The sequence below is a fragment of the Escherichia sp. TW14182 genome (assembly GCF_000208525.1).
Taxonomy (GTDB): domain Bacteria; phylum Pseudomonadota; class Gammaproteobacteria; order Enterobacterales; family Enterobacteriaceae; genus Escherichia; species Escherichia ruysiae.
The window spans coordinates 51,366-74,557 of the sequence record NZ_AEJZ01000006.1 but is presented as its reverse complement, the minus strand read 5'-3'; the positions used below and the strand labels follow the sequence as shown (position 1 = coordinate 74,557).

Sequence of the window (23,192 nt, the reverse complement as noted above, 5' to 3'; positions counted from 1 at the left end):
CGCAGGCGGGATTGTTGGAGAGCTTTTTCATCATCCCCGCCATAAAGCCGACTTCACGACCACCAACGCCGATATCGCCCGCCGGAACGTCGGTATCTGCACCCAGATGACGGTACAGTTCGGTCATCAGCGCCTGGCAAAAACGCATCACTTCGCCTTCACTTTTCCCTTTTGGATCAAAATCACTGCCGCCTTTACCACCGCCCATCGGCAGGGTAGTCAGGGCATTTTTAAAGGTTTGTTCGAAGCCGAGGAATTTAAGAATGGAGAGATTTACGGACGGATGGAAACGCATACCGCCTTTATACGGGCCAATGGCGGAGCTGAACTGGACACGCCAGGCACGGTTAACTTGTACCTGATTGCGATCATCAACCCACACCACGCGAAACTGGATCACGCGCTCCGGTTCAACCAGGCGCTCCAGTAACGACATCTGGCGATATTTTGGATTTTGTTCAAGAAAAGGCCAGAGAGTGGTCATTACTTCACGAACGGCTTGCGCGAACTCGGTTTGATTCGGGTCGCGCTTTTGGACATGGTTGAGGAATGACTCCAGAGAATATGTCTGATCCATAGATATAAAACCCTTATATATTAATACGATTGTGCTTATGTTGTTTATGTCATGTGCTTTTGCAGTTTTTGACTATACCATCAAGAATGTGACGGTAAGCAAGAAAAAAATGAAACCGGAAAGCAAATTAATAATGTGTGGTAGTTATAAAAGTCACCTAATGTCAGGTGCGTTTTATCAGACCTGAAAAAACGGGCGCATTTTCAAGAGTGGAGCGTAGGCGGATAAGGCGTTCACGCCGCATCCGGCTACCAGATGCTAAAGTTTTTCCGCCTGGTAACCGTTATCAGTAGCAGAGGCAACGAAAAATAAGGAGTTTCCTGTGAGTCGAACATTACTCGCCGTAGCGTTGGTATTTCCATTATTTGCGCTGGCTAACCCGCAATACCGTCCGGATGTGGAAGTGAATGTGCCGTCGGAGGTGTTTAGTTCTGGCGGGAAATCGGCGCAGCCCTGTAACCAGTGCTGCGTTTATCAGGATCAAAATTATTCGGAGGGCGCAGTGATTAAAGCGGAGGGGATACTGCTGCAATGCCAGCGGGATGACAAAACCATTAGCACCAATCCGCTGGTCTGGCGGCGCGTAAAGCCATAAACGCATGAAGTAGTGGAATATCAGCAGGAGCCAGCGGATATTGCAATGCTTCCTCTGGCAGACACCAGACCAGCGCCTGATGTTCGTGTGCCTGTAACGTACCGTGGAAGTCCGGTACGTGCCAGGCATGAAGATGGATAATCCGGCCAGACACTTCCCGCTGATGGCTGGCAACATATTCACCAACCGTTGCGTCAATGCCCAGTTCTTCGCGCAATTCCCGTACCAGCGCCTGTGGCTGACTTTCATCCGCCTCGACTTTGCCACCGGCAAACTCCCATAACCCCGCCTGATCGCTATGGGCGGGGCGTTGTGCGAGTAAAATTTTGCCATCCCGTTCGATAATGGCGGCAACAACTTCAATCATTTTCATAAATTACCCACGGTCGAATACAGGAAAAATGTCATAATATCCGCAGTGTTGCCCGATCAGAAGGGCTTTATATGTAAGGAGTACCTGTGTTAGACCGCCATCTTCATCCGCGAATTAAACCGTTGTTGCATCAGTGTGTGCGGGTTCTTGATAGACCCGGTATAACGCCAGATGGTTTAACGTTAGTGGGGTTTGCCATCGGCGTGCTGGCCTTGCCGTTTCTGGCACTGGGATGGTATCTGGCGGCGCTGATTGCCATTTTGCTCAACAGGTTGCTTGATGGACTGGACGGCGCGCTGGCGAGGCGCAGAGGGTTAACTGACGCAGGCGGTTTTCTTGATATTTCTCTCGATTTTCTCTTTTACGCGCTGGTGCCGTTCGGGTTTATTCTCGCCGCACCGGAACAAAATGCGCTGGCGGGCGGCTGGCTGCTGTTTGCGTTTATTGGCACGGGCAGCAGTTTTCTCGCATTTGCTGCGCTGGCGGCGAAACATCAGATTGATAACCCCGGTTATGCACATAAGTCGTTTTACTATCTGGGGGGATTAACCGAAGGCAGCGAGACGATTTTGCTGTTTATTCTGAGTTGCCTCTTTCCGGCCTATTTTCCGTGGTTGGCATGGGTATTTGGCGCGCTGTGCTGGATGACAACATTTACGCGAGTGTGGAGTGGGTATCTGACGCTGAAGTCGCTTCAGCGTCAGTAATTGCCGTGTTATTTGCTACTGTCCGGGGCGCGTTCACCGGTTGCTACCGGATTTTTCGGATCGCTGCTCCATTCATACCAGCCGCCATCGTAAACGGAGACATTCTTCCAGCCCATCGCGCGCGCATACATAAAGGTTTCTGAGGCGCGCCAGCCGGTGCCGCAATAGAACGAGACTTGTTGATCTGGCCGGATATTCCATTCTTTCCACATTGCCGCGACGTCATCCGCAGTACGCATGGTGCCGTCCGGATTATGGAAATCTTCCATATGCGTTGAGTCGCTGCCTGCATGACCCCAACGAGCACCTGGGATATCTCCTTTTGGCTTGATGTAGTCATAGCCGCTGGTGGTGCCAATAAATTCAGCCCATGAACGAACGCTTACCAGTGAAGCATCCTGACGATGCAGCAGTCCACGTGCCTGCTCCATATCGAGCATCAGTTGCGGTTGCGCCGGGATCTTCACGCCGAAGTCAGGTTCCGGCTTCACTTTCGGTGGCGTACCGCGCTCAACGGGCAGCCCCGCATCGGACCAGGTTTGCCAGCCGCCGTCCAGAAGGCGTACATCTTTCACGCCTGCGTACAGCATAATCTGCGCCACACGTGCTGCTGCGTAAACGTCTCGCCCGTACAGAATGACCGTGGTGTCATGGCGAATGCCGTGTTTTGCCAGCATCGCTTTCAGTTGCTCATCGGAAACTTTGTTCCACAGCGGTTCGCTTTCAACTTCGTTGGTATCGATGTAGTCAGCGCCGGGAATATGGCTGATAAGGTAAAACTTTGGTGCGCCCCAGGCTGCTTCAATGACTTTCCAGTCACCGGCAGGTTTTGCCGTAACCTCTTTACCTTGTTGCAGGTCATGCAGCCATTGCGGATAAACCAGTTGCTCAAAGTGCGGCAATTTTTGCAGGCGGGAAGGTTCGCTGAGCGCGTCACTCAGGATGGAGATATGCGTAAAGCCTGCTTTTTGCAGACGCGTTTTGACGGCGTCGACGTCTTTGTCATTACCGTATAACGCCACCGGCACATCGGTTTTCAGGTTATGCTGCTTGATCCACTCGTTGAGCTGTTCGGCGCTCATTTTGTCGAGCCAGCTTGCAGAAAGGTTTAAGGCGGCAGGCTCATGACCGGAAGGGCCATTTAAAGTTTGTGGCCAGCCGTTATAAAACGCGCTGGGGCGAGTATCTATCGCTTTGCCATTTTGTTGTTGAAGCTGGTCAAGAGTAAGAGGCTTCGCCAGTTCAGCGGCCCACGAAGAAGCGCAAGCCAGCCCTAAAGCCATTGCCAGCGCGGTCATTTGAGAAACACGTTTCATCGAAAATCCCGACATTGTAGTTTTGAGTGCGCCATTCTGAACTGACGCATTGAGAAAAACTTTGCGTTATCGCAGTTTGTTGTAATTTTCTGACCACTGCGCCATATCCAGAACAGAACTATCAGGAGGAACATCCTGGAGATCGTGAGTTACCTGAACGACGGGGATCGCCAGGGCGCGAACTTCGCTGAACACCCACTGGCGAAAATTATCGCGCAGAGCCACATCAAGACGGCTGAACGGTTCATCGAGTAATAATGCTTTGGGTTGGGCGAGAAGGGCGCGTAGCAGAGCTACCCGTGCCCGCTGACCACCAGACAGAGTTGTCGGATCCTGATGGAAAGTATCACCAAGTCCCGCACGCTCAAGCGCATCATTCACGGCATTGCGCCTTGCAACGCCTTTTAGTGTCGCCGGTAGCGCCAGCAGCAAATTTTGCCCGACGCTGAACTGGTCAAATAGCAGCGCATCCTGGAAAAGGATACCAATCTGGCGCTGTGCAGTCGGCAGGCTATCGAGGCGTTGCTCATTGAGCCAAAGCTCACCTGCACAAGAAAACTGCCCGGACAGCGCACCAATCATCCAGGAAAACAGCGTAGATTTCCCACAGCCAGACGGCCCCATTAACGTGACAATGTCACCTTTAGTGACCGTAAAGTTGACGTCCTTTAGTAAGCAGGTTCCTGGCAAACGTAGCGAAACATCTTTCACGCAGAGCATTAGCGGAGTCCTTGTCTGACATAACCTACCCATTTTGCAAGCAGGGCGGTCAGGGCAAAAATAATAAGCGGTAATAGCAGTTGCCATAAAGCCTGGGTGGCGAGAATACCGTTGCTGCCGCCGCTGCTTAACGCCACCGCTTCTGTCGTCAGCGTCGGGAAACGTCCCGCACCGAGCCACAGCGTCGGCATATATTGCGCAATACTCACTGAAAATCCGACAGCGAATGCAATTAGCGCAGGGCGTAGCATAAGAGGACATTTCACGTAAAAGAAGATTTTGGCACGCGACCAGCCTAGCGTCTGCGCAATTAAAATTAACCGTGAGTCAATACGCCGCCAGGCAGGTTGCAGGATAAACAGCATCCACGGCATCACCCACAACAGATGCCCCCAGACCACCGCCGTCCAGCTACCATCCAGATTCAACCATAATGCCAGCGTGTACTGGCCTGCCACTAATGGCAGTGCCGGTAATAAAATGGGCAACAATAACCACAACTGGCGACGCTGTGGCCCCCATTCCAGCCATAGCAGTAACAGGATCAAAGCGATGAACGTCGCTACCAGTCCCATCGTCAGGCTATTGAGCAGCGCCACGTGATTGTTAGTCGACTGATCTGCGAGGATCGCCAGCAGAACCACACAGAGCACACCGGTTAAGGGTAAAAACCACGCCAGCGTATAGCCGGGCAGTAAAGGCGCAGCCGGCTTGCGAACGCCATCTTCACGGGGAATGGTGTGCCGCCAGGTGCGCCATAACAGATAGCCCAGCAAAACACAGGCGGCGAGTAACAGCATCAGCAGCAGGCTGGCGAGCGCGCCTTTCATTTGTTGATCGGTGTCGCCCTGGGTTAACCACTGCCAGCTTATTACTGCCAGCGTCGGTGGATTACCTGGCCCGAGGATAATTGCCACATCCACGACCGACAGCGTCCATGCGACAATTGCCAGCATCGCCATTGCCAGCGCAGGAGCGGCGGAGGGCAACAGCAGCCAGTTCAGGGATTGCCAGCGGCTGTAGCCCAGTGAATCCATCACTATAACCTGCTGTAGCAGCCGTTTTTCACTTAGCGCGGCTGACAAGATCCATAGCAGAAATGCGCTTTCTTTCACCGCCAGAGTGAAACCCAGCCCAATACCCAATTTGTCCATTGGTGGAGTGAAATACGGGAAATAGTCGTAAAGCAGGCCGCCGTCAGCAAAGAGCAGAAGGGCGCTGGTGGCAAAAGCCACGTGGGGAATGGCGAGCAGCCACGGCAGACGGGCGCACATACGCAGCCATTTTGCGCCAGGCCACAGCGCCACAATCACCAGCAGGGCAATCAACAGCGCCCCGACCGCCGCGATAGTCGTCGAAACCAGCGTCGCCAGTAATGCCTGCGGTAACTGCGGGTCGGCAAATAACGCCTGCCAGTGCGTCAGCGACAAGGCTGGCGCTATCAGCGTGAAAGCAGCCGGGATCAGCGGTGCATAAATCACCGCCACCATCGCCCACAGCAGAAAGATTAATGCGTACCGTAACGGCGTAGCCATTCTTGTTCCAGCGCATTTACCCAACCCGCGTGCGGTTCAGCCAGTACCGGTGGCAGCTCCTGCGGCATTCTTGATTGCAATGTTTCACGCTGCGTGTCAGGCAGTTTTTGTGGATCGAGAACCGAAGGATCGCCCCAGATAGCAGGATCTGCTTTACGCAGTTGCGCATCGGGTGAGAGCAGGAAGTTGGCGACAACTTTCGCCGCAGCACTGGCATTCGCGTTGGCAGGAATGGTGACGAAATGCACGTTGCCAATCATCCCCTCGCTAAAGCCGAAGCTGTAACTGCTTGCTGGCAAATCGTCGCTGGCTATTTTTTGTTGGGCATGAGCGGGGTTAAAGGTTAGCGACAGGCGCAATGTACCGGCTTTTAGTAGGGCATCCATCCGTGCAGGCGAGGGCGGAAAATCCTTTCCTTCGCGCCACAAATACGGATGCAGTGCATCAAGATATTGCCACAAGGGCGCAGTGATCCGGGCGAAAGTCGCATCGTTCGGCGCTGCTTTTAATGCGTCGGGGTCTGGCGTCAGCATAATCAGCAACTGTTCCAGAAACGCCGTGCCTGTGAAGTCTGGTGGGCGCGGATAAGTAACCGTGCCGGGATTGGCTTTGGCAAACTCCAGCAATGCTTGCGGCGTTTGTGGTGGCTGTGGCGTAACATCGCGGCGGGCGATAAACGTCAGTTGTGCGCCACCCCACGGAGATTCTGCACCTTCGACAGGTACAGAAAAATCTTCCCGTACCGGCAGTTGCGTATCGACGTAATGCCAGTTGGGTAGAGTCTCCGCCCAGCCCGTTTGTAATAAATTGGCCTCTTTTAAGGTGCGGAAGTTTTCGCCGTTCACCCAGAGCAGATCCACCGAACCGCCTGTTTTGCGCCCGACTGCGGCTTCGGTCTGAATGCGTTTTACTGCGTCTGCGGCATCCGCCAGACGGACAATCTTCAGGTTTATAGCGTAATGGGTTTTCATCTCGCCGCTAACCCAGTCGAGATAGCGGTTAATTGCGGTATCGCCGCCCCAGGCGTTAAACCAGACGGTTTGCCCTTTGGCGTCGTTTTTGATTTCCTGCCAGTCACTGGCATGTGTTGCCAAAGAAAACAGCGATAACAATCCCAGCAACCACACACAATGGCGCATTATCTCTCCTTAAGAACGTTTTTCAGGAATACGGCACAGCCCCTGAGCGGGAATGTCCATGGCAGAGTTAAAACGGGCTGACAGATTTTGCAGGCCGATCAATGCTGTCAGCTCGGTGAGCGCCTGAGCGTCAAAATGGGCAGCCAGTCGGGTACGCAGGGCATCATCGACCGTTGGCGGTGTAACGCTCGCGGCTTCGGCGTATTCCAGCGCCAGCCGCTCCTCATCGCTGAACAGCGGGCTTTGCCGCCAGTCAGCCACCGCCAGCAGTTTGTCAGTGCTGCCGGTACGCTCCGCGACTTTCATACTGGTGATATCTACGCAAAATTCACACAGACACATTTGTGCAATGCGTGCGCTGACAAGCGATCGCACCACCGGATCGAGCGGTGAGCGTTTGCGCTCCAGCCAGCCGACAAACATCGACACCAGATAAAAGATAAACGGAATTCGCCCCCACCAGCGAATAGGACTTAGCACCTCGCCATAATGGCGACGATGCAGCCACGCCTGCGGACGTAAAATCAAAGGAATTTTGCTAAGCGGCGGTAAACCCATCAGGCATTCCTCTTCTGGCGTTCAAGCCATATTTTTTTCGCCATAAATATCACCACGGTCAGGGCAAACAGAATAAACAGCCCGGTGACAAACCAGAATGTACCTCCCGTTAACATGCTGCCCGCCCAGGAATAGACGATGGTTGCGGGTAGCTGACCAAGCCCGGTGGCGATAAAAAACGAGCGAAAACGTATTGAAGTCAATCCGGCAGCATAGCTGATAGGATCGAAAGGGACAAAAGGCAATAACCGACATACCAGGATGGTGTGTTTGCCGTAGCGAGTAAAAAAGCCGTCCATGCTGTTAAGCACGGTTTTGCCGGTTAACTTTTCCACCACTTCGCGGCCCATCACTCTGGCGATAAAAAAGCACAGCGCCGCGCCCGCCATCGAACTGGTCCAAGACAGCAAGCCGCCCCAGAATGCGCCAAACAGCGACGCATTGGCAAAGGTTATCAAAAACGCAGGCAGCGGCGCGGCAATGGCCTGTAAGATCATCAAGAAGAACGAGACCACAGCCGCTTGTGTGCCGTAAGACTGAATAAAGCGTTCTATACCCTGTTGATCGACGGCGGCAAACGCCGCAACGCTGCGATTGATAAACTCATGGACGCCAGGAAGCAGCGCCCATGCCAGCAGCGAAGCGATCAACAGGATGATGATGGTGGCACGGTAGTACCAGATTTTACGCGATTGCATTTTCATCATCCTTTATCCTGGTTTTATTCGGCGATTTTAAAGGTAACCGTTGCCAGCGTGTTATCTGCCGGGAGAACCGACGCATTACCTTTGAATTGCACTTCACTGCGTTTTTCCACTGCCCCATAAGTGTATGTCGCATTGCTGACGATACCGACCGGGCAGCTATCGAGACACACAAGGCAGCCAGTTTTCTTCTCTTCTGCCGCTGCTAAATTACCGCCAAAGCGCATGTCCAGTTTCTTGCCATTGCTATCGACAATCACTTCATCGAAGGAATACGCTTTTGCCGCCCCTTGCCAGTTGACCGAAATATCCAGTTTGCTGCCCGCCACATGGGTCGTTTCTTTATTATCCATCGTCATGTTTTCGCCCGGCGTGCCACCGGCCTGTTTCAGGGCTTCATAAAATGCTTTCGGGGTCGCATAACCCATAAACAGCGATTTATGTCCGTTGGAGCCATCTTTAAACACAATGCCGTGGCGGGTATCGTCTGTCAGAAAACGGCCATTAATTTGCACTAACATGGTGACCGTATGGTTATTGGCATCGACACGCAGTGGCTGGCTGGCGGAAAGCCCGTCGTATTCCACTTTTGCTCCGGTGTTCTCTTTTTGATCGCAGCCACTAAGCCCTGCGGCTGCCAGTAAACACAGGGCAGCCAGTCCTTTTTTCCATGACGCTGAATAATGTTGCAACATCGTTCTATCCTTCATTTTTGGGGTGAGTTAGTGGGCTGCGGCGCGAAGCAGACAGATCCACGTGTTTGTGTCGGGCGTAGAGTCTGGCGAACTGGACGAGAATAAACAGCGCCAGTCCTGCCAGACAGAGTTTTAAAATAAAGCGCAGCGTAATGCCTTCACTGGCGAGATCGCTTGCCATTACGGTATAAATTACTATTCCGGGCAGAGTAGTTAATGCCGAAATAAGGGTATAAGGCCAGAAGGAGATGGCGGTTAATCCATAAGCATAATTTTGAATATTGTAAGGAAATAGCGGGATTAAGCGGGTCAAAATAAGAAAATCGATACCGTTACGCGTAATACCTTTTTCTATGGCCTGGAAAGTGTGGCTATGACCAACGTATTTCAGCAGTAAATCACGCCCCAGCCAGCGCGCCAACAGGAAGGAGCATGATGAGGCCAGCGTGGCGGCAATTAGTGAAAGAAACGTCCCTAAGAGCGGGCCAAAGACTATACCACCGGCGATCACCAGTATGCTACCCGGCAACAGAAAGAGGGTGGCGATGATGAATAACAGAATATAGAGGCTATAACCGAAAAATCCGCTCTGGCGAATGAGCGCCTGCAAGTGAGGTAAATCGATGAGCAGATCGAATAAACCGAAAGTATGGATAGCGTAAATGACCAGCGCAAAAATAATACAGGCAAAAAGAAATTTACGCTCAGCGTTCATCGTGGAGTTTCCTATATCAAACTTGATAATAGAGAAGTGGTCAGACAACTAAAAACGCAGTGACGGTATAACAAAGGACGGCAGGCAACAAATCATTACTGACAGTTTGTTGATTTTTCTCAAGGTTAATTCTCCTGACCCAGAGCGAGTCAGGAGAACAGAGAAATTAGCGGCGGAAGGTCGCCCACACCGGGGCGTGATCTGACGGTTTTTCCATGCTGCGGATTTCATAGTCGATGCCGGTTTCTACGCAGCATTCCGCCAACGGCTGGCTGGCGAGCAGCAGGTCAATGCGCAGACCACGGTTATCATCAAAACCTTTTGAGCGGTAATCAAACCACGAGAAGCGATCTGCCGTTTCCGGGTTCGCATGGCGGAAAGTATCCACCAGACCCCAGTTAATCAGTCTCTCCATCCATTCGCGTTCTTCCGGCAGGAAAGAGCATTTACCGGTACGCAGCCAGCGTTTGCGGTTCTCTTCACCAATGCCGATATCGAGGTCGGTGGGGCTGATATTCATATCGCCCATAATCAGCACCGGATTGTCACGCTTGAGTTCGGTTTCCAGGTAGTTTTGCAGGTTCTGATAGAACTGCGCTTTCGCCGGGAATTTAATCGGATGGTCACGGCTTTCGCCCTGCGGGAAGTAACCGTTGATTACGGTGACATTACCCAGCGGCGAGGGAATTTCCGCCATAATAATTCGTCGTTGAGCCTCTTCGCCGTCGCCGGGGAAGCCGCGACGCACAGTAATCGGCGTCTCTTTGGTCAGCAGCGCCACGCCATAATGGCCTTTCTGCCCGTGGTAAAAGACGTTGTAGCCAAGCTTTGCCACTTGTTCGAGCGGAAACATATCATCATGAACTTTTGTCTCCTGCAGACCAATAACATCCGGTTGGTGCTTTTCGACGATGGCTTCAAGCTGGTGTGGTCTGGCGCGCAGACCGTTGATATTAAAAGAGACAAATTTCATAGTCGCTGCCATTTATTCAGATAAAGAGTGCGTGGATGTTAGCAGAAATTCGCCGCGCTTACTGCCTGTTGTTAAGTGATTTGATCGATGGTTGTTAATGATGCCAACGATGGCGCAAAAAATGCCCGTTTTTGGTGCGGCTGCGTCAGAATGGCGCAGTAATTTCCAGTAAATTTCGTCAACGATCACAATTCCAGAATTATATTTTACTTCTGCATAACATTTCGTTTTTTATTCTTTTTATTCATCAGTATCGCAAACGTATTCACTTTATATGCACTTCAGGTGCATATCGCTGGGTTGTAACGCCTTGATTTCCAGTTAACTGCCGCCGTTTATGCACTTTTACCACTGGCTGGCACGAACCCTGCAATCTACATTTACAGCGTAATCGTCACTTATTATTAACATATAAATAACTATTTATTTACTGTAGGGGTCGCTATGTCTCAGCCAATTACGCGTGAAAATTTTGATGAATGGATGATACCTGTTTACGCTCCGGCACCGTTTATTCCGGTACGTGGCGAAGGTTCGCGCTTGTGGGATCAGCAGGGGAAAGAGTATATCGACTTCGCGGGTGGCATTGCAGTGAACGCACTGGGTCATGCGCATCCGGAACTGCGGGAGACGCTGAACGAGCAGGCGAGTAAGTTCTGGCATACCGGTAATGGTTACACCAACGAGCCGGTATTACGGCTGGCGAAAAAGCTCATTGACGCGACGTTTGCCGATCGCGTGTTCTTTTGTAACTCCGGCGCGGAGGCTAACGAAGCGGCGCTGAAGCTGGCGCGCAAATACGCTCACGACCGCTACGGTAGCCATAAGAGCGGCATCGTGGCGTTTAAAAATGCTTTCCACGGGCGCACGCTGTTTACCGTTAGTGCGGGCGGGCAGCCAGCCTATTCACAGGATTTCGCGCCACTGCCGCCGGATATCCGCCACGCCGCGTATAACGATATTAATTCTGCCAGTGCGCTGATTGACGACTCCACCTGCGCGGTGATCGTCGAGCCAGTACAGGGCGAAGGCGGCGTGGTGCCAGCCAGCAAGGCATTTTTGCAGGGATTGCGTGAGTTATGCGATCGCCACAATGCATTGCTGATTTTCGATGAGGTACAAACCGGCGTCGGGCGCACCGGTGAACTGTATGCCTATATGCACTACGGGGTGACGCCCGATCTGCTGACCACCGCTAAAGCCCTGGGCGGCGGTTTCCCGATTGGTGCGCTGCTGGCAACCGAAGAGTGCGGCCGGGTGATGACCGTTGGCACTCACGGCACCACTTATGGTGGTAATCCGCTGGCCTCGGCGGTGGCGGGTAAAGTGCTTGATCTCATCAACACGCCAGAGATGCTTACTGGTGTCAAACGGCGTCACGACTGGTTTGTTGAGCGTCTTAATACCATTAATCATCGCTGCGGTTTGTTCAGTGAAATTCGCGGATTAGGTCTGTTGATTGGCTGTGTGCTGAATGCGGATTACGCCGGACAAGCGAAACTGATCTCTCAGGAGGCGGCGAAAGCAGGCGTGATGGTGCTGATTGCGGGTGGCAACGTGGTGCGTTTTGCACCGGCGCTCAACGTCAGCGAAGAAGAGGTGACAACCGGCCTGGATCGCTTTGCCGCTACTTGCGAACACTTTGTTAGCCGGGGTTCATCATGATGGTCATCCGTCCCGTTGAGCGTACCGATGTCGCAGCCTTAATGCAGCTTGCAGGTAAAACGGGCGGTGGCCTGACGTCACTCCCTGCCAATGAAGCCACGCTTTCGGCGCGTATCGACAGATCCATTAAAACCTGGCAGGGCGAATTACCCGAAAGCGAGCAAGGTTATGTGTTCGTGCTGGAAGAGAGCGAGACAGGCACCGTGGCGGGTATTTGTGCCATTGAGGTGGCTGTCGGGCTGAACGATCCCTGGTACAACTATCGCGTCGGTACGCTGGTTCACGCTTCGAAAGAGTTGAATGTCTATAACGCGCTACCGACGCTGTTTCTCAGTAATGATCACACCGGAAGCAGTGAGTTATGCACGCTGTTTCTCGACCCGGAGTGGCGCAAAGAGGGCAATGGCTATTTGCTGTCGAAATCGCGCTTTATGTTTATGGCGGCTTTTCGTGACAAGTTTAACGACAAAGTGGTCGCCGAAATGCGCGGCGTGATTGACGAACACGGCTATTCGCCGTTCTGGCAAAGCCTCGGTAAACGCTTCTTTTCGATGGATTTTAGCCGCGCTGATTTTCTCTGCGGTACTGGTCAAAAGGCGTTTATCGCTGAACTGATGCCAAAACATCCGATCTATACGGACTTTTTATCCCAGGAAGCACAGGACGTTATCGGCCAGGTGCATCCGCAAACAGCCCCCGCGCGTGCGGTGCTGGAAAAAGAAGGTTTTCGCTACCGTAACTATATCGATATCTTCGACGGTGGGCCGACGCTGGAGTGTGACATCGACCGCGTTCGCGCCATCCGCAAAAGTCGGCTGGTGGAAGTAGCGGAAGGGCAGCCAGCGCAGGGGGATTTCCCGGCCTGTCTGGTCGCCAATGAAAATTATTACCATTTCCGCGTGGTACTGGTGCGTGCCGATCCGGCAACCCAGCGTTTGATTTTAACCGCCGCACAACTGGACGCTCTCAAGTGCCACGCCGGGGAACGCGTTCGTCTGGTGCGCCTGTGCGCAGAGGAGAAAACAACATGACTTTATGGATCAACGGCGACTGGGTGACGGGGCAGGGCGCACTTCGCGTGAAGCATAATCCGGTATCGGGCGACGTATTATGGCAAGGCAATGATGCCGATGCCGCTCAGGTGGAGCTGGCTTGTCGTGCTGCACGCGCCGCGTTTCCGCGTTGGGCGCGGCTCTCCTTTGGCGATCGTCAGGTAAGAGTTGAACGCTTTGCCGGACTGCTGGAAAGCAATAAAGCCGAATTAACGGCGATTATTGCCAGAGAAACGGGTAAGCCGCGCTGGGAAGCGGCAACCGAAGTGACGGCGATGATTAATAAAATCGCGATATCAATCAAGGCGTATCACGTGCGCACGGGCGAGCAGCGCAGCGAAATGCCAGACGGTGCGGCGAGTTTGCGCCATCGCCCGCACGGCGTACTGGCCGTGTTTGGACCGTACAATTTCCCAGGGCATTTGCCGAACGGGCATATCGTTCCGGCGCTGCTGGCAGGCAACACAATTATCTTTAAACCCAGCGAACTGACACCGTGGAGTGGCGAGGTGGTAATGCGCTTATGGCAGCAGGCAGGCTTGCCGTCGGGGGTGTTGAATCTGGTGCAGGGTGGGCGCGAAACGGGTCAGGCGCTGAGTGCGCTGGAAGACCTCGACGGTTTGCTGTTCACCGGCAGCGCCAACACGGGCTACCAGTTGCATCGCCAGCTTTCTGGTCAGCCGGAAAAAATCCTCGCCCTTGAAATGGGCGGCAATAACCCGCTGATTATTGATGACGTGGCGGATATCGACGCCGCAGTGCATCTGACTATTCAGTCAGCATTTGTCACTGCCGGGCAACGCTGCACTTGCGCCCGCCGTTTAATGCTTAAACGCGGGGCGCAGGGCGATGCGTTCCTTGCTCGCCTGGTTGCCGTCAGCCAGCGGTTAACGCCAGGTAACTGGGATGACGAACCACAGCCATTTATTGGCGGGCTGATATCAGAGCAGGCCGCGCAGCAGGTTGTTTCTGCCTGGCAGGAACTGGAAGCAATGGGGGGACGAACGCTGCTTGCACCACGCTTACTGCGCGCAGGAACATCGTTGCTGACGCCGGGGATCATCGAAATGACGGGCATTGCTGGCGTGCCGGATGAAGAAGTGTTTGGGCCGCTATTGCGCGTCTGGCGTTATGACACCTTTGATGAGGCGATTAAGATGGCGAATAACACTCGCTTTGGCCTCTCTTGCGGGCTGGTGTCACCGGAGCGGGAAAAGTTCGATCAACTGTTACTGGAAGCGCGGGCGGGGATCGTCAACTGGAACAAACCGCTTACCGGCGCTGCCAGTACTGCACCATTCGGTGGCGTTGGCGCTTCCGGCAACCACCGACCAAGTGCCTGGTACGCCGCTGATTATTGTGCCTGGCCGATGGCAAGTCTTGAATCATCTTCATTAACGCTGCCCACTACGCTTAATCCCGGGCTTGATTTTTCCGATGAGGTGGTGCCATGAACGCCCGGGAAGTGAATTTCGACGGGCTGGTGGGGCTGACGCATCATTACGCGGGGCTGTCGTTTGGCAATGAAGCCTCTACCCGCCACCGTTTTCAGGTGTCTAACCCGCGACTGGCGGCGAAACAGGGCTTACTGAAAATGAAAACCCTTGCTGATGCGGGATTCCCGCAGGCGGTGATCCCGCCGCACGAGCGACCGTTTATCCCGGTTTTGCGTCAACTGGGATTTAGCGGCAGCGATGAACACGTTCTGGAAAAGGTTGCCCGTCAGGCTCCGCACTGGCTTTCCAGCGTCAGTTCCGCTTCGCCAATGTGGGTAGCGAATGCAGCCACGGTAGCGCCATCCGCTGATACGCTGGATGGCAAAGTGCATCTGACCGTCGCCAACCTGAACAACAAATTTCACCGTTCGCTGGAAGCGCCCGTCACCGAGTCGCTGTTAAAAGCGATTTTTAACGATGAAGAGAAGTTCACCGTTCATTCTGCTCTGCCGCAGGTGGCGATGCTGGGGGATGAGGGGGCGGCAAACCACAATCGGCTCGGTGGTAACTATGGTGATCCGGGTATACAGGTTTTCGTCTATGGCCGAGAAGAGGGCAATGGCACGCGACCTTCCCGTTATCCGGCGCGGCAAACCCGCGAAGCCAGTGAGGCGGTCGCCAGGTTGAATCAGGTGAATCCACAGCAGGTGATTTTCGCCCAGCAAAATCCGGACGTCATCGACCAGGGCGTTTTTCATAATGATGTGATTGCGGTGAGCAACCGCCAGGTGCTGTTTTGCCATCAGCAGGCGTTCGCCCACCAGGCGCAATTACTGGCAAACCTGCGCGCGCGGGTGAACGGTTTTATGGTGATAGAAGTTCCGGCGGCACAGGTTTCCGTAGCGGATGCTGTCTCGACTTATCTGTTTAACAGCCAGTTACTGAGCCGTGATGATGGTTCGATGGTGTTGGTGCTGCCACAGGAGTGTCGGGAACATGCTGGAGTATGGCGTTATCTCAATGAATTGCTTGCTGCCGATAACCCGATAAGCGAGCTGAAAGTTTTTGATTTACGCGAAAGCATGGCAAACGGCGGAGGCCCGGCGTGCCTGCGGTTACGTGTGGTGCTGACGGCAGAAGAATATCAGACGGTAAACCCGGCTGTGATGATGAACGATACCTTGTTTAATACGCTCAATGACTGGGTGGATCGCTACTATCGCGATCGTCTTACTGCCGCCGATCTTTCCGACCCGCAATTGCTGCGTGAAGGAAGGGAAGCCCTGGATTCGCTGACCCGTTTACTGAATCTCGGTTCGGTTTATCCGTTTCAGCGTGAGGGAGGGAGCAATGGATAATTTTCTTGCCCTGACCTTAACGGGCAAAAAACCAGCCATGAGTGAGAGGGAAAGCAACGGTATTCGCTGGCGCTGGCTGGGTGATGGTGTGCTGGAACTGACGCCGTTAACGCCACCGCAAGGTGCGCTGGTGATTTCTGCGGGAATACACGGTAATGAAACCGCGCCGGTAGAAATGCTTGATGCTTTGCTTGGCGCGATTCTCCACGGCGAGATCCCTCTACGCTGGCGGTTACTGGCGATCCTTGGAAATCCCCCGGCGCTGAAGCAAGGAACACGTTATTGCCATAGTGATATGAATCGCATGTTTGGCGGACGCTGGCAGCGATTTGCCGAAAGCGGCGAAACGTGCCGTGCGCGCGAGCTGGAACAGTGTCTGGAAGATTTTTATGAACAGGGTAAAGAGTCTGTCCGCTGGCATCTTGATCTGCATACCGCGATTCGTGGTTCGTATCACCCACGGTTTGGTGTTTTACCGCAACGTAATATTCCCTGGGACGAAAACTTTCTGACATGGCTGGGTGCGGCAGGGCTGGAGGCATTGGTGTTTCACCAGGCGCCGGGGGGCACGTTTACCCATTTTAGTGCCGAACATTTCGGTGCACTGGCGTGTACGCTGGAACTTGGTAAAGCATTGCCATTTGGCAAAAACGATCTTCGCCAGTTTTCACCCACCGCCAGCGCGATTGCTGCGCTGTTATCTGGCGTGAGTGTCGGTACTGAGAGAAAGTCGCCGCTACGCTATCGGGTCGTTTCGCAAATTACCCGCCACTCATCATCCTTCGAACTGCATATGGCAAGCGAGACGCTGAACTTCACGCCGTTTAAGAAAGGAACGTTGTTGGCGCAGGATGGTGAGGAACACTTTACTGTGACTCATGATGTTGAGTATGTGTTATTCCCTAATCCATTGGTGGCGACGGGATTACGTGCGGGATTAATGCTGGAAAAAATAACCTAATACTTGCCCGCAGAAATCATTCTGCGGGTATTTACTGGCTTTTTAATGAAATAATGCGGATTAATCCTGGTTATTTGCTTTATTTATCACCGGTCATCAGGTATAGTTCTTCATAATTTCTGCAAAATCAGTGTGTTGTAATATTTCATCATCACTCTCCATCAAATTTTCTTTTTTTCTCCATAATTGGCGCAAAAGTGTTTTTTACACTTTCATTGTTTTACCGTTGCTCTGATTAATTGACGCTAAAGTCAGTAAAGTTAATCTCGTCAACACGGCACGCTACTGAAGAAAGCCGTAATAAATAACTGAAAGGAAGGATATAGAATATGCGTAAATTAACTGCACTGTTTGTTGCCTCTACCCTGGCTTTTGGCGCGGCTAACCTGGCCCATGCCGCCGATACCACTACTGCAGCACCGGCTGACGCGAAGCCGATGATGCACCATAAAGGTAAATTCGGTCCGCATCACGACATGATGTTTAAAGATCTGAACCTGACCGACGCGCAGAAACAGCAGATTCGCGAAATCATGAAAGGTCAGCGTGACCAGATGAAACGCCCGCCGCTGGAAGAACGCCGCGCAATGCATGACATTATTGCCAGCGATACCTTCGACAAAGCGAAAGCTGAAGCGCAGATCGCAAAAATGGAAGAACAGCGCAAAGCTAACATGCTGGCGCACCTGGAAACCCAGAACAAGATTTACAACATCCTGACGCCGGAGCAGAAAAAGCAATTTAATGCTAATTTTGAGAAGCGCCTGACAGAACGCCCTGCGGCAAAAGGTAAAATGCCTGCAACTGCTGAATAATCTTTCAGCCTGACAACTTAAGACCGCCGGTCTTGTCCACTACCTTGCAGCAATGCGGTGGACAGGATCGGCGGTTTTCTTTTCTGTTCTTCAACTTTTGCAAAAAAAGTCTAATCACCACTAAGGTAAATCACCCGAGTTGCCGATAACAATCCACGGTTGCCTGAACGATAACAATGAAAAGAGCATGCCGGGAGCGAGTATGGAATACTTTGATATGCGTAAAATGTCGGTGAACCTGTGGCGAAACGCTGCCGGTGAAACTCGTGAAATCTGTAGCTTTCCTCCGGCAAAACGTGATTTTTACTGGCGTGCCAGCATTGCTTCCATTGCGGCAAATGGTGAGTTTTCTTTGTTTCCGGGAATGGAAAGGAGCGTGACGCTGCTGGAAGGCGGTGAGATGCTCCTTGAAAGCACTAACCGTTTTAGCCATACCTTAAAACCGCTACAGCCTTTTGCTTTCGCTGCGGATCAGGTGGTAAAAGCGAAACTGACTGAAGGTAAGATGTCGATGGATTTCAACATTATGACGCGCCTTGATGCCTGTAAGGCGAAAGTCAGAATTGCCGATCGCACGTTCACCACTTTTGGCTCACGCGGTGGGGTGGTGTTTGTAATTAGTGGCGCGTGGCAACTGGGCGACAAGCTGTTGACTACCGACCAGGGCGCGTGCTGGTACGACGGAAGGCACACCCTGCGGCTTTTGCAACCGCAAGGCAAACTGCTGTTCAGTGAAATTAACTGGCTGGCAGGCTATTCTCCGGATCAAGTTCAGTGATTTCATAGTTACCGGAAAGCAGAGGTTTACAGAGGATTTTATAACCGTCGTGATCAAACCCGGCGGGTGTGCGAATTAACGTTGCTGCCTCTTCCGGCGAATTAACGGCACCCAGCCACAGCCAGTTATGAATAATATGATATTGCGTCATTTCCGGATGCTGTTCTTTCAGCGCCACCGCACCTCGCCATGGCCAACAAACAACCCGCAAACGCTCCAGAGACTGACGCAAACGTAGCGCATGAGCGTCATGGCTCTCTTTACCGCAGCACGCCCCGGCGCAACGTTTTAGCGCCGAACGAAAACAAGCGCGCCCGCGACTTAACGGTTCCAGCCCGAGCAAGCCATAACAAAGTTTTTGTTCATCGGCGATGGTCTGTAATGCTTGTAAAGCCGCACGACGGTTGGCAAACAGGCCGAATAAGTTTGCTGCGGCAGAAAAATCCACGTCTTTGGCATACACCACATCGACACGCTTTTCATTCAGTTGCAGGGCACAGAGCTGGCGATTACGGCGCAAGCGTTTATTAAACAGTGGCTGTTGTTCTTTAATTAATCGCGCTTCAAGGAGTAGCGCACCGATTTCGCCTGCGGTGCAGATCCAGCTAATTCGCCGGGATTGCCGCAGCATGGCGGCTTCATCCGGAGTGCGTAAATGAGAAAGCACCCGGCTGCGGATATTAACGCTTTTGCCGATATAGAGCGGCATGGTGTCACTTTCGCCATGAAACAGATACACCCCTGGTCGGGTGGGTAAGTCATTAAGGAATGAACGTAAATGTTCGGGATATTCGTAGATTGCCGCCGCTTCAAATTCTGGCCGCAGGGAAGTTAAACGCCGTACCACTGTTGACTCCAGGTGCTGGTTATTTATCCAGTGTAACAGGCGGGAAACGATTAAAAAAGAGGCGGGTCGATGACAAAAGTAATACCGCCTGATGCGCTACGCTTATCATGCCGACTCGCCCCCTGCAATGAATTGAATTTGCGAAGTTTTGTAGGTCGAATAAGGCGTTCACGCCGCATCCGGCATGAACAAAGTACGTTTTTGCGTACAAGCCATTATGTGCAAATTATTACTTTTTCCAGAAATCATCGAAAACGGTAATTGGCGGACGGCGTTTATGTTCGGTTTTCAGATACCAGTTTTCTATTGTTCTGGCGACCTGTTCGGGCACGGCTTTCCCTTCCAGATAGTCATCAATGTTGTCATAAGTGACGCCAAGCGCCACTTCATCCGGCAGAGAAGGGCGGTCATCTTCCAGATCGGCGGTGGGTGCTTTCTTATAGAGATGTTCCGGGCAACCTAATGCCGCCAGTAACTGTTTACCCTGACGCTTGTTCAGACGGTATAGCGGGTTAATGTCAGTACCACCGTCACCGTATTTAGTAAAGAATCCGGTAATGGCTTCTGCCGCATGATCGGTGCCAACCACGACACCGTTGGTCATGCCTGCAATGCTGTATTGCGCTTTCATCCGCTCACGCGCTTTTTCATTGCCGCGAACGAAATCGCTTAATTCAATACCTGCTTCGCGCAGCGCCTGTTCGCTGGCCAATACCGCGCCCTTGATATTCACGGTTAATACGCGATCCGGTTGAATAAAGGCAATGGCGTCCTGACAATCCTGTTCATCAGCCTGAACACCGTAGGGCAGGCGCACGGCAATGAATTGCAGTGCCTCGTTGCCCGTTACCTGACGAAGCTCGTTAATTGCCATTTGACACAGTTTCCCGGCAAGAGTGGAGTCCTGACCACCACTAATACCAAGTACGAGTGATTTAATGAACGGATAGGTTTGCAGATAGCTTTTCAGAAAATCGATGCTGCGGCGAATTTCCTCTTCGGCATTAATCTGCGGTTTTGCGCCCAGCGCCTTTATTATTTGTTGTTGCAATGTCATTGAACCCCTCCAGACAGAAAAATAAAACTTCCTTAAAGCTAACCCGTTGCTACTGAAACGACAAGCGACAGCAGGTTGAATGGCGGTTAAAACGTCATACAGGAATCCTCTGAAAGCGGAGCCGTTTCGTTCACAGGCTTGAAAAAGCCCCCGATGTGTTCCAGGCTTATCTAACACGCTGATAAACAAGAGGACGGAATATGAACAAGAATATGGCAGGAATTCTGGGTGCAGCGGCGGTATTAACCATGCTGGCAGGTTGTACGGCGTATGATCGTACCAAAGACCAGTTTGTACAGCCTGTGGTGAAAGACGTCAAAAAAGGCATGAGCCGGGCGCAGGTTGCACAAATTGCGGGTAAACCTTCGTCTGAAGTGAGCATGATCCATGCTCGTGGTACTTGCCAGACCTATATCCTGGGTCAACGTGATGGTAAAGCAGAAACCTATTTTGTCGCCTTAGATGATACCGGACATGTTATCAACTCTGGCTATCAGACCTGTGCCGAATACGACACCGATCCACAAGCAGCGAAGTAATTTCTTCGCCTGAAAGCTTGAGTTACACCGGAAACCGGCCATTGCGCCGGTTTTTTTTGCCCCGTGTTCTTATTTATTGTCGCGAATTATTTAACCGAAATGTGAAGGAGGTCATAACAACAGGTCAAGGAGAGACAATTTGTATGGTCAAAGAAATACTATCGTTCAGGTCAATACCGTATACTCTTTTCAGCCACCAAAAAAAGTCATGTTGGTTTCGCAAGTTACCCAGAGCATGGAAGCAGGTGAAGGCTTGCGGAGTGTCTGGCTGACAGATAATCGTTGATGAGGGCAGTTTTATGGAAAAGAAACACATTTATCTGTTTTGTTCTGCGGGCATGTCTACCTCTTTACTGGTATCAAAAATGCGCGCACAGGCAGAAAAATATGAAGTTCCGGTCATTATTGAAGCATTTCCGGAAACACTGGCGGGTGAAAAAGGTCAGAATGCCGATGTCGTGTTATTAGGGCCGCAGATTGCTTATATGTTGCCCGAAATCCAGCGTTTGTTACCCAACAAACCCGTTGAAGTCATTGATTCACTGTTATATGGCAAAGTCGATGGTTTAGGCGTGCTTAAGGCTGCAGTTGCAGCAATTAAAAAAGCCGCAGCAAATTAATTTTTAAATTTTTCCGTCAAAGAGTTATTTCATAAATCTATACCGCAATACTTTAATTGCGGTTTTTAAGGGTATTTTTCTATGAGTAATGTTATTGCATCGCTTGAAAAGGTACTCCTCCCTTTTGCAGTCAAAATAGGAAAACAGCCACACGTTAATGCAATCAAAAACGGTTTTATTCGCTTAATGCCGTTAACCCTTGCGGGGGCCATGTTTGTATTAATCAATAACGTTTTTCTGAGCTTTGGGGAGGGGTCGTTTTTTTACTCCTTAGGTATTCGCCTCGACGCTTCAACCATTGAAACACTTAATGGCCTGAAAGGTATTGGCGGAAACGTATACAACGGAACATTAGGGATTATGTCTTTAATGGCGCCGTTTTTTATCGGTATGGCGCTGGCAGAAGAGCGTAAAGTCGATGCGCTCGCGGCAGGGTTGTTATCCGTTGCGGCATTTATGACCGTCACGCCTTATAGTGTCGGTGAAGCTTACGCGGTCGGCGCCAATTGGTTAGGTGGCGCGAATATCATCTCCGGGATTATTATCGGCCTGGTGGTGGCAGAAATGTTTACCTTTATTGTCCACCGCAACTGGGTGATTAAATTACCCGACAGTGTACCGACATCGGTCTCACGTTCTTTCTCAGCATTAATTCCCGGCTTTATTATTCTTTCTGTGATGGGGATTATTGCCTGGGCGTTGAATACCTGGGGCACTAACTTCCATCAGATTATTATGGATACCATCTCGACGCCGCTGGCATCGTTGGGTAGCGTGGTCGGCTGGGCGTATGTGATCTTTGTTCCGCTGCTGTGGTTCTTCGGTATTCACGGCGCACTGGCGCTGACCGCGCTGGACAACGGCATTATGACGCCGTGGGCGCTGGAAAACATCGCCACCTATCAACAATATGGCTCCGTCGAAGCGGCGCTGGCAGCCGGTAAGACCTTCCATATCTGGGCCAAGCCGATGCTGGACTCCTTTATTTTCCTCGGTGGCAGCGGTGCAACCTTAGGCCTGATCCTGGCTATCTTTATCGCTTCTCGCCGTGCTGATTATCGTCAGGTGGCAAAACTGGCGCTGCCGTCGGGCATCTTCCAGATTAACGAACCGATTCTGTTTGGCTTGCCGATTATCATGAACCCGGTGATGTTTATCCCGTTTGTTCTGGTGCAACCGATTCTGGCGGCAATTACTCTGGCGGCGTACTACATGGGCATCATCCCACCGGTGACAAACATTGCACCGTGGACCATGCCAACTGGTCTGGGAGCCTTCTTTAATACTAACGGTAGCGTCGCCGCATTGCTGGTCGCACTCTTCAACCTTGGCATCGCAACGCTGATATATCTGCCATTTGTCGTGGTGGCAAACAAAGCGCAGAACGTGATTGATAAAGAAGAGAGCGAAGAAGATATTGCTAACGCCCTGAAATTTTAATCGATGCCGGTACGGGC

General features: G+C 52.0%; 25 protein-coding genes. 12 read left to right on the top strand and 13 right to left on the bottom strand.

The features are described from left to right. Positions 1 to 577 (bottom strand): Glu/Leu/Phe/Val dehydrogenase dimerization domain-containing protein (locus EQY_RS0101040; protein WP_000373033.1); only part of this gene is annotated, 577 nt, incomplete at its 3' end. A gap of 322 nt (positions 578 to 899) precedes the next feature. On the opposite strand from EQY_RS0101040, the gene EQY_RS0101035 reads away from it, so the two are divergent. Then, positions 900 to 1,172: a YnjH family protein gene (locus EQY_RS0101035; protein WP_000091758.1), complete on the top strand. Its 273-nt coding sequence runs from the start codon at positions 900 to 902 to the stop codon at positions 1,170 to 1,172. On the opposite strand, the gene nudG is transcribed toward EQY_RS0101035, so the two are convergent. Continuing rightward, a complete protein-coding gene (gene nudG, locus EQY_RS0101030) occupies positions 1,132 to 1,545 on the bottom strand; it encodes a CTP pyrophosphohydrolase (protein WP_000781860.1) in 414 nt (137 codons plus the stop codon). The two genes, EQY_RS0101035 and nudG, sit on opposite strands and share 41 nt — an antisense overlap. An 86-nt stretch (positions 1,546 to 1,631) precedes the next feature. On the opposite strand from nudG, the gene EQY_RS0101025 reads away from it, so the two are divergent. Continuing rightward, entirely contained in the window at positions 1,632 to 2,252 is a 621-nt protein-coding gene (locus tag EQY_RS0101025; protein ID WP_000886995.1) for a CDP-alcohol phosphatidyltransferase family protein, read from the top strand. Between the two features lie 8 nt (positions 2,253 to 2,260). On the opposite strand, the gene ynjE is transcribed toward EQY_RS0101025, so the two are convergent. The 9 genes from ynjE to xthA all read right to left on the bottom strand — a co-directional run bounded on the left by ynjE (position 2,261) and on the right by xthA (position 10,607). Next, a complete protein-coding gene (ynjE, locus tag EQY_RS0101020) occupies positions 2,261 to 3,568 on the bottom strand; it encodes a thiosulfate sulfurtransferase YnjE (RefSeq protein WP_024212353.1) in 1,308 nt (435 codons plus the stop codon). A gap of 66 nt (positions 3,569 to 3,634) precedes the next feature. Continuing rightward, positions 3,635 to 4,288: an ATP-binding cassette domain-containing protein gene (locus tag EQY_RS0101015; RefSeq protein WP_000882816.1), complete on the bottom strand. Its 654-nt coding sequence runs from the start codon at positions 4,286 to 4,288 to the stop codon at positions 3,635 to 3,637. Continuing rightward, the gene (locus EQY_RS0101010) at positions 4,288 to 5,823 is read right to left on the bottom strand and encodes an ABC transporter permease family protein (protein ID WP_000224949.1); all 1,536 of its coding nucleotides are present in this window, start codon (positions 5,821 to 5,823) and stop codon (positions 4,288 to 4,290) included. Before EQY_RS0101010 ends, EQY_RS0101015 begins: the two co-directional genes overlap by 1 nt. Further along, positions 5,796 to 6,962 carry an ABC transporter substrate-binding protein gene (locus EQY_RS0101005; RefSeq protein WP_001215385.1) on the bottom strand — a complete coding sequence of 389 codons (1,167 nt, stop codon included), beginning with the start codon at positions 6,960 to 6,962 and terminating at the stop codon, positions 5,796 to 5,798. The genes EQY_RS0101010 and EQY_RS0101005 overlap by 28 nt, the downstream gene beginning before the upstream one ends. 9 nt (positions 6,963 to 6,971) lie before the next feature. Then, a complete protein-coding gene (locus EQY_RS0101000; protein ID WP_000524100.1) occupies positions 6,972 to 7,520 on the bottom strand; it encodes a carboxymuconolactone decarboxylase family protein in 549 nt (182 codons plus the stop codon). Next, positions 7,520 to 8,227, bottom strand: coding sequence for a TVP38/TMEM64 family protein (locus tag EQY_RS0100995; RefSeq protein ID WP_000977122.1), 708 nt, complete (start codon positions 8,225 to 8,227; stop codon positions 7,520 to 7,522). The genes EQY_RS0101000 and EQY_RS0100995 overlap by 1 nt, the downstream gene beginning before the upstream one ends. 14 nt (positions 8,228 to 8,241) lie before the next feature. After that, positions 8,242 to 8,919 (bottom strand): lipoprotein YdjY, encoded by a 678-nt coding sequence (gene ydjY, locus EQY_RS0100990; RefSeq protein WP_000939193.1) that lies wholly within the window; start codon positions 8,917 to 8,919, stop codon positions 8,242 to 8,244. Between the two features lie 4 nt (positions 8,920 to 8,923). Then, entirely contained in the window at positions 8,924 to 9,634 is a 711-nt protein-coding gene (locus EQY_RS0100985) for a TVP38/TMEM64 family protein (protein WP_024212352.1), read from the bottom strand. Between the two features lie 166 nt (positions 9,635 to 9,800). Further along, positions 9,801 to 10,607, bottom strand: coding sequence for an exodeoxyribonuclease III (gene xthA, locus EQY_RS0100980; protein ID WP_000673949.1), 807 nt, complete (start codon positions 10,605 to 10,607; stop codon positions 9,801 to 9,803). A 444-nt stretch (positions 10,608 to 11,051) separates the two neighbouring features. Between xthA and astC the strand changes: the two genes are divergently transcribed. From astC to ves, 7 genes are all read left to right on the top strand, one after another. Further along, a complete protein-coding gene (gene astC, locus EQY_RS0100975; protein WP_000082024.1) occupies positions 11,052 to 12,272 on the top strand; it encodes a succinylornithine/acetylornithine transaminase in 1,221 nt (406 codons plus the stop codon). Further along, entirely contained in the window at positions 12,269 to 13,303 is a 1,035-nt protein-coding gene (gene astA / locus EQY_RS0100970; protein WP_000989449.1) for an arginine N-succinyltransferase, read from the top strand. The genes astC and astA overlap by 4 nt, the downstream gene beginning before the upstream one ends. Next, on the top strand, positions 13,300 to 14,778 hold the full coding sequence (astD, locus tag EQY_RS0100965; protein WP_000177302.1) for a succinylglutamate-semialdehyde dehydrogenase: 1,479 nt from the start codon (positions 13,300 to 13,302) through the stop codon (positions 14,776 to 14,778). Before astA ends, astD begins: the two co-directional genes overlap by 4 nt. Further along, complete coding sequence (gene astB, locus EQY_RS0100960; RefSeq protein WP_000993905.1) at positions 14,775 to 16,118, top strand: N-succinylarginine dihydrolase; 1,344 nt, start codon at positions 14,775 to 14,777, stop codon at positions 16,116 to 16,118. The genes astD and astB overlap by 4 nt, the downstream gene beginning before the upstream one ends. Beyond that, positions 16,111 to 17,079, top strand: a complete 969-nt coding sequence (gene astE, locus EQY_RS0100955; protein WP_000368470.1) for a succinylglutamate desuccinylase — start codon at positions 16,111 to 16,113, stop codon at positions 17,077 to 17,079. Before astB ends, astE begins: the two co-directional genes overlap by 8 nt. A gap of 329 nt (positions 17,080 to 17,408) precedes the next feature. Then, positions 17,409 to 17,894 (top strand): ATP-independent periplasmic protein-refolding chaperone Spy, encoded by a 486-nt coding sequence (spy, locus tag EQY_RS0100950; protein WP_001228965.1) that lies wholly within the window; start codon positions 17,409 to 17,411, stop codon positions 17,892 to 17,894. Between the two features lie 202 nt (positions 17,895 to 18,096). Next, positions 18,097 to 18,672 carry an environmental stress-induced protein Ves gene (ves, locus tag EQY_RS0100945; protein WP_024212351.1) on the top strand — a complete coding sequence of 192 codons (576 nt, stop codon included), beginning with the start codon at positions 18,097 to 18,099 and terminating at the stop codon, positions 18,670 to 18,672. Here ves and cho read toward each other — a convergent pair. Together cho and nadE are read right to left on the bottom strand one after the other, a co-directional pair. Beyond that, positions 18,632 to 19,519 (bottom strand): excinuclease Cho, encoded by an 888-nt coding sequence (cho, locus tag EQY_RS0100940; protein WP_000252346.1) that lies wholly within the window; start codon positions 19,517 to 19,519, stop codon positions 18,632 to 18,634. The two genes, ves and cho, sit on opposite strands and share 41 nt — an antisense overlap. A gap of 229 nt (positions 19,520 to 19,748) precedes the next feature. Further along, positions 19,749 to 20,576 (bottom strand): NAD(+) synthase, encoded by an 828-nt coding sequence (nadE, locus tag EQY_RS0100935; protein WP_000175023.1) that lies wholly within the window; start codon positions 20,574 to 20,576, stop codon positions 19,749 to 19,751. 200 nt (positions 20,577 to 20,776) lie between these two features. On the opposite strand from nadE, the gene osmE reads away from it, so the two are divergent. The 3 genes from osmE (at position 20,777) to chbC (ending at position 23,175) form a co-directional block, all read left to right on the top strand. Continuing rightward, positions 20,777 to 21,115 carry an osmotically-inducible lipoprotein OsmE gene (osmE, locus tag EQY_RS0100930; protein WP_001039038.1) on the top strand — a complete coding sequence of 113 codons (339 nt, stop codon included), beginning with the start codon at positions 20,777 to 20,779 and terminating at the stop codon, positions 21,113 to 21,115. Between the two features lie 299 nt (positions 21,116 to 21,414). Then, complete coding sequence (gene chbB, locus EQY_RS0100925; protein WP_000412169.1) at positions 21,415 to 21,735, top strand: PTS N,N'-diacetylchitobiose transporter subunit IIB; 321 nt, start codon at positions 21,415 to 21,417, stop codon at positions 21,733 to 21,735. An 81-nt stretch (positions 21,736 to 21,816) separates the two neighbouring features. Then, a complete protein-coding gene (chbC, locus tag EQY_RS0100920; RefSeq protein WP_000073031.1) occupies positions 21,817 to 23,175 on the top strand; it encodes a PTS N,N'-diacetylchitobiose transporter subunit IIC in 1,359 nt (452 codons plus the stop codon). The last annotated feature ends 17 nt before the right edge of the window (positions 23,176 to 23,192 follow it).

Coding starts and splice junctions, on each gene's coding strand:
- EQY_RS0101005 (WP_001215385.1), bottom strand. CDS start 6,962: ATGCGCCATTGTGTGTGGTTGCTGGGATTGTTATCGCTGTTTTCTTTG.
- ynjE (WP_024212353.1), bottom strand. CDS start 3,568: ATGAAACGTGTTTCTCAAATGACCGCGCTGGCAATGGCTTTAGGGCTG.
- xthA (WP_000673949.1), bottom strand. CDS start 10,607: ATGAAATTTGTCTCTTTTAATATCAACGGTCTGCGCGCCAGACCACAC.
- nadE (WP_000175023.1), bottom strand. CDS start 20,576: ATGACATTGCAACAACAAATAATAAAGGCGCTGGGCGCAAAACCGCAG.
- astA (WP_000989449.1), top strand. CDS start 12,269: ATGATGGTCATCCGTCCCGTTGAGCGTACCGATGTCGCAGCCTTAATG.
- osmE (WP_001039038.1), top strand. CDS start 20,777: ATGAACAAGAATATGGCAGGAATTCTGGGTGCAGCGGCGGTATTAACC.
- EQY_RS0100985 (WP_024212352.1), bottom strand. CDS start 9,634: ATGAACGCTGAGCGTAAATTTCTTTTTGCCTGTATTATTTTTGCGCTG.
- astB (WP_000993905.1), top strand. CDS start 14,775: ATGAACGCCCGGGAAGTGAATTTCGACGGGCTGGTGGGGCTGACGCAT.
- EQY_RS0101000 (WP_000524100.1), bottom strand. CDS start 7,520: ATGGGTTTACCGCCGCTTAGCAAAATTCCTTTGATTTTACGTCCGCAG.
- chbB (WP_000412169.1), top strand. CDS start 21,415: ATGGAAAAGAAACACATTTATCTGTTTTGTTCTGCGGGCATGTCTACC.
- astE (WP_000368470.1), top strand. CDS start 16,111: ATGGATAATTTTCTTGCCCTGACCTTAACGGGCAAAAAACCAGCCATG.
- EQY_RS0101010 (WP_000224949.1), bottom strand. CDS start 5,823: ATGGCTACGCCGTTACGGTACGCATTAATCTTTCTGCTGTGGGCGATG.
- astD (WP_000177302.1), top strand. CDS start 13,300: ATGACTTTATGGATCAACGGCGACTGGGTGACGGGGCAGGGCGCACTT.
- ydjY (WP_000939193.1), bottom strand. CDS start 8,919: ATGTTGCAACATTATTCAGCGTCATGGAAAAAAGGACTGGCTGCCCTG.
- EQY_RS0101015 (WP_000882816.1), bottom strand. CDS start 4,288: ATGCTCTGCGTGAAAGATGTTTCGCTACGTTTGCCAGGAACCTGCTTA.
- chbC (WP_000073031.1), top strand. CDS start 21,817: ATGAGTAATGTTATTGCATCGCTTGAAAAGGTACTCCTCCCTTTTGCA.
- ves (WP_024212351.1), top strand. CDS start 18,097: ATGGAATACTTTGATATGCGTAAAATGTCGGTGAACCTGTGGCGAAAC.
- nudG (WP_000781860.1), bottom strand. CDS start 1,545: ATGAAAATGATTGAAGTTGTTGCCGCCATTATCGAACGGGATGGCAAA.
- astC (WP_000082024.1), top strand. CDS start 11,052: ATGTCTCAGCCAATTACGCGTGAAAATTTTGATGAATGGATGATACCT.
- EQY_RS0100995 (WP_000977122.1), bottom strand. CDS start 8,227: ATGATGAAAATGCAATCGCGTAAAATCTGGTACTACCGTGCCACCATC.
- spy (WP_001228965.1), top strand. CDS start 17,409: ATGCGTAAATTAACTGCACTGTTTGTTGCCTCTACCCTGGCTTTTGGC.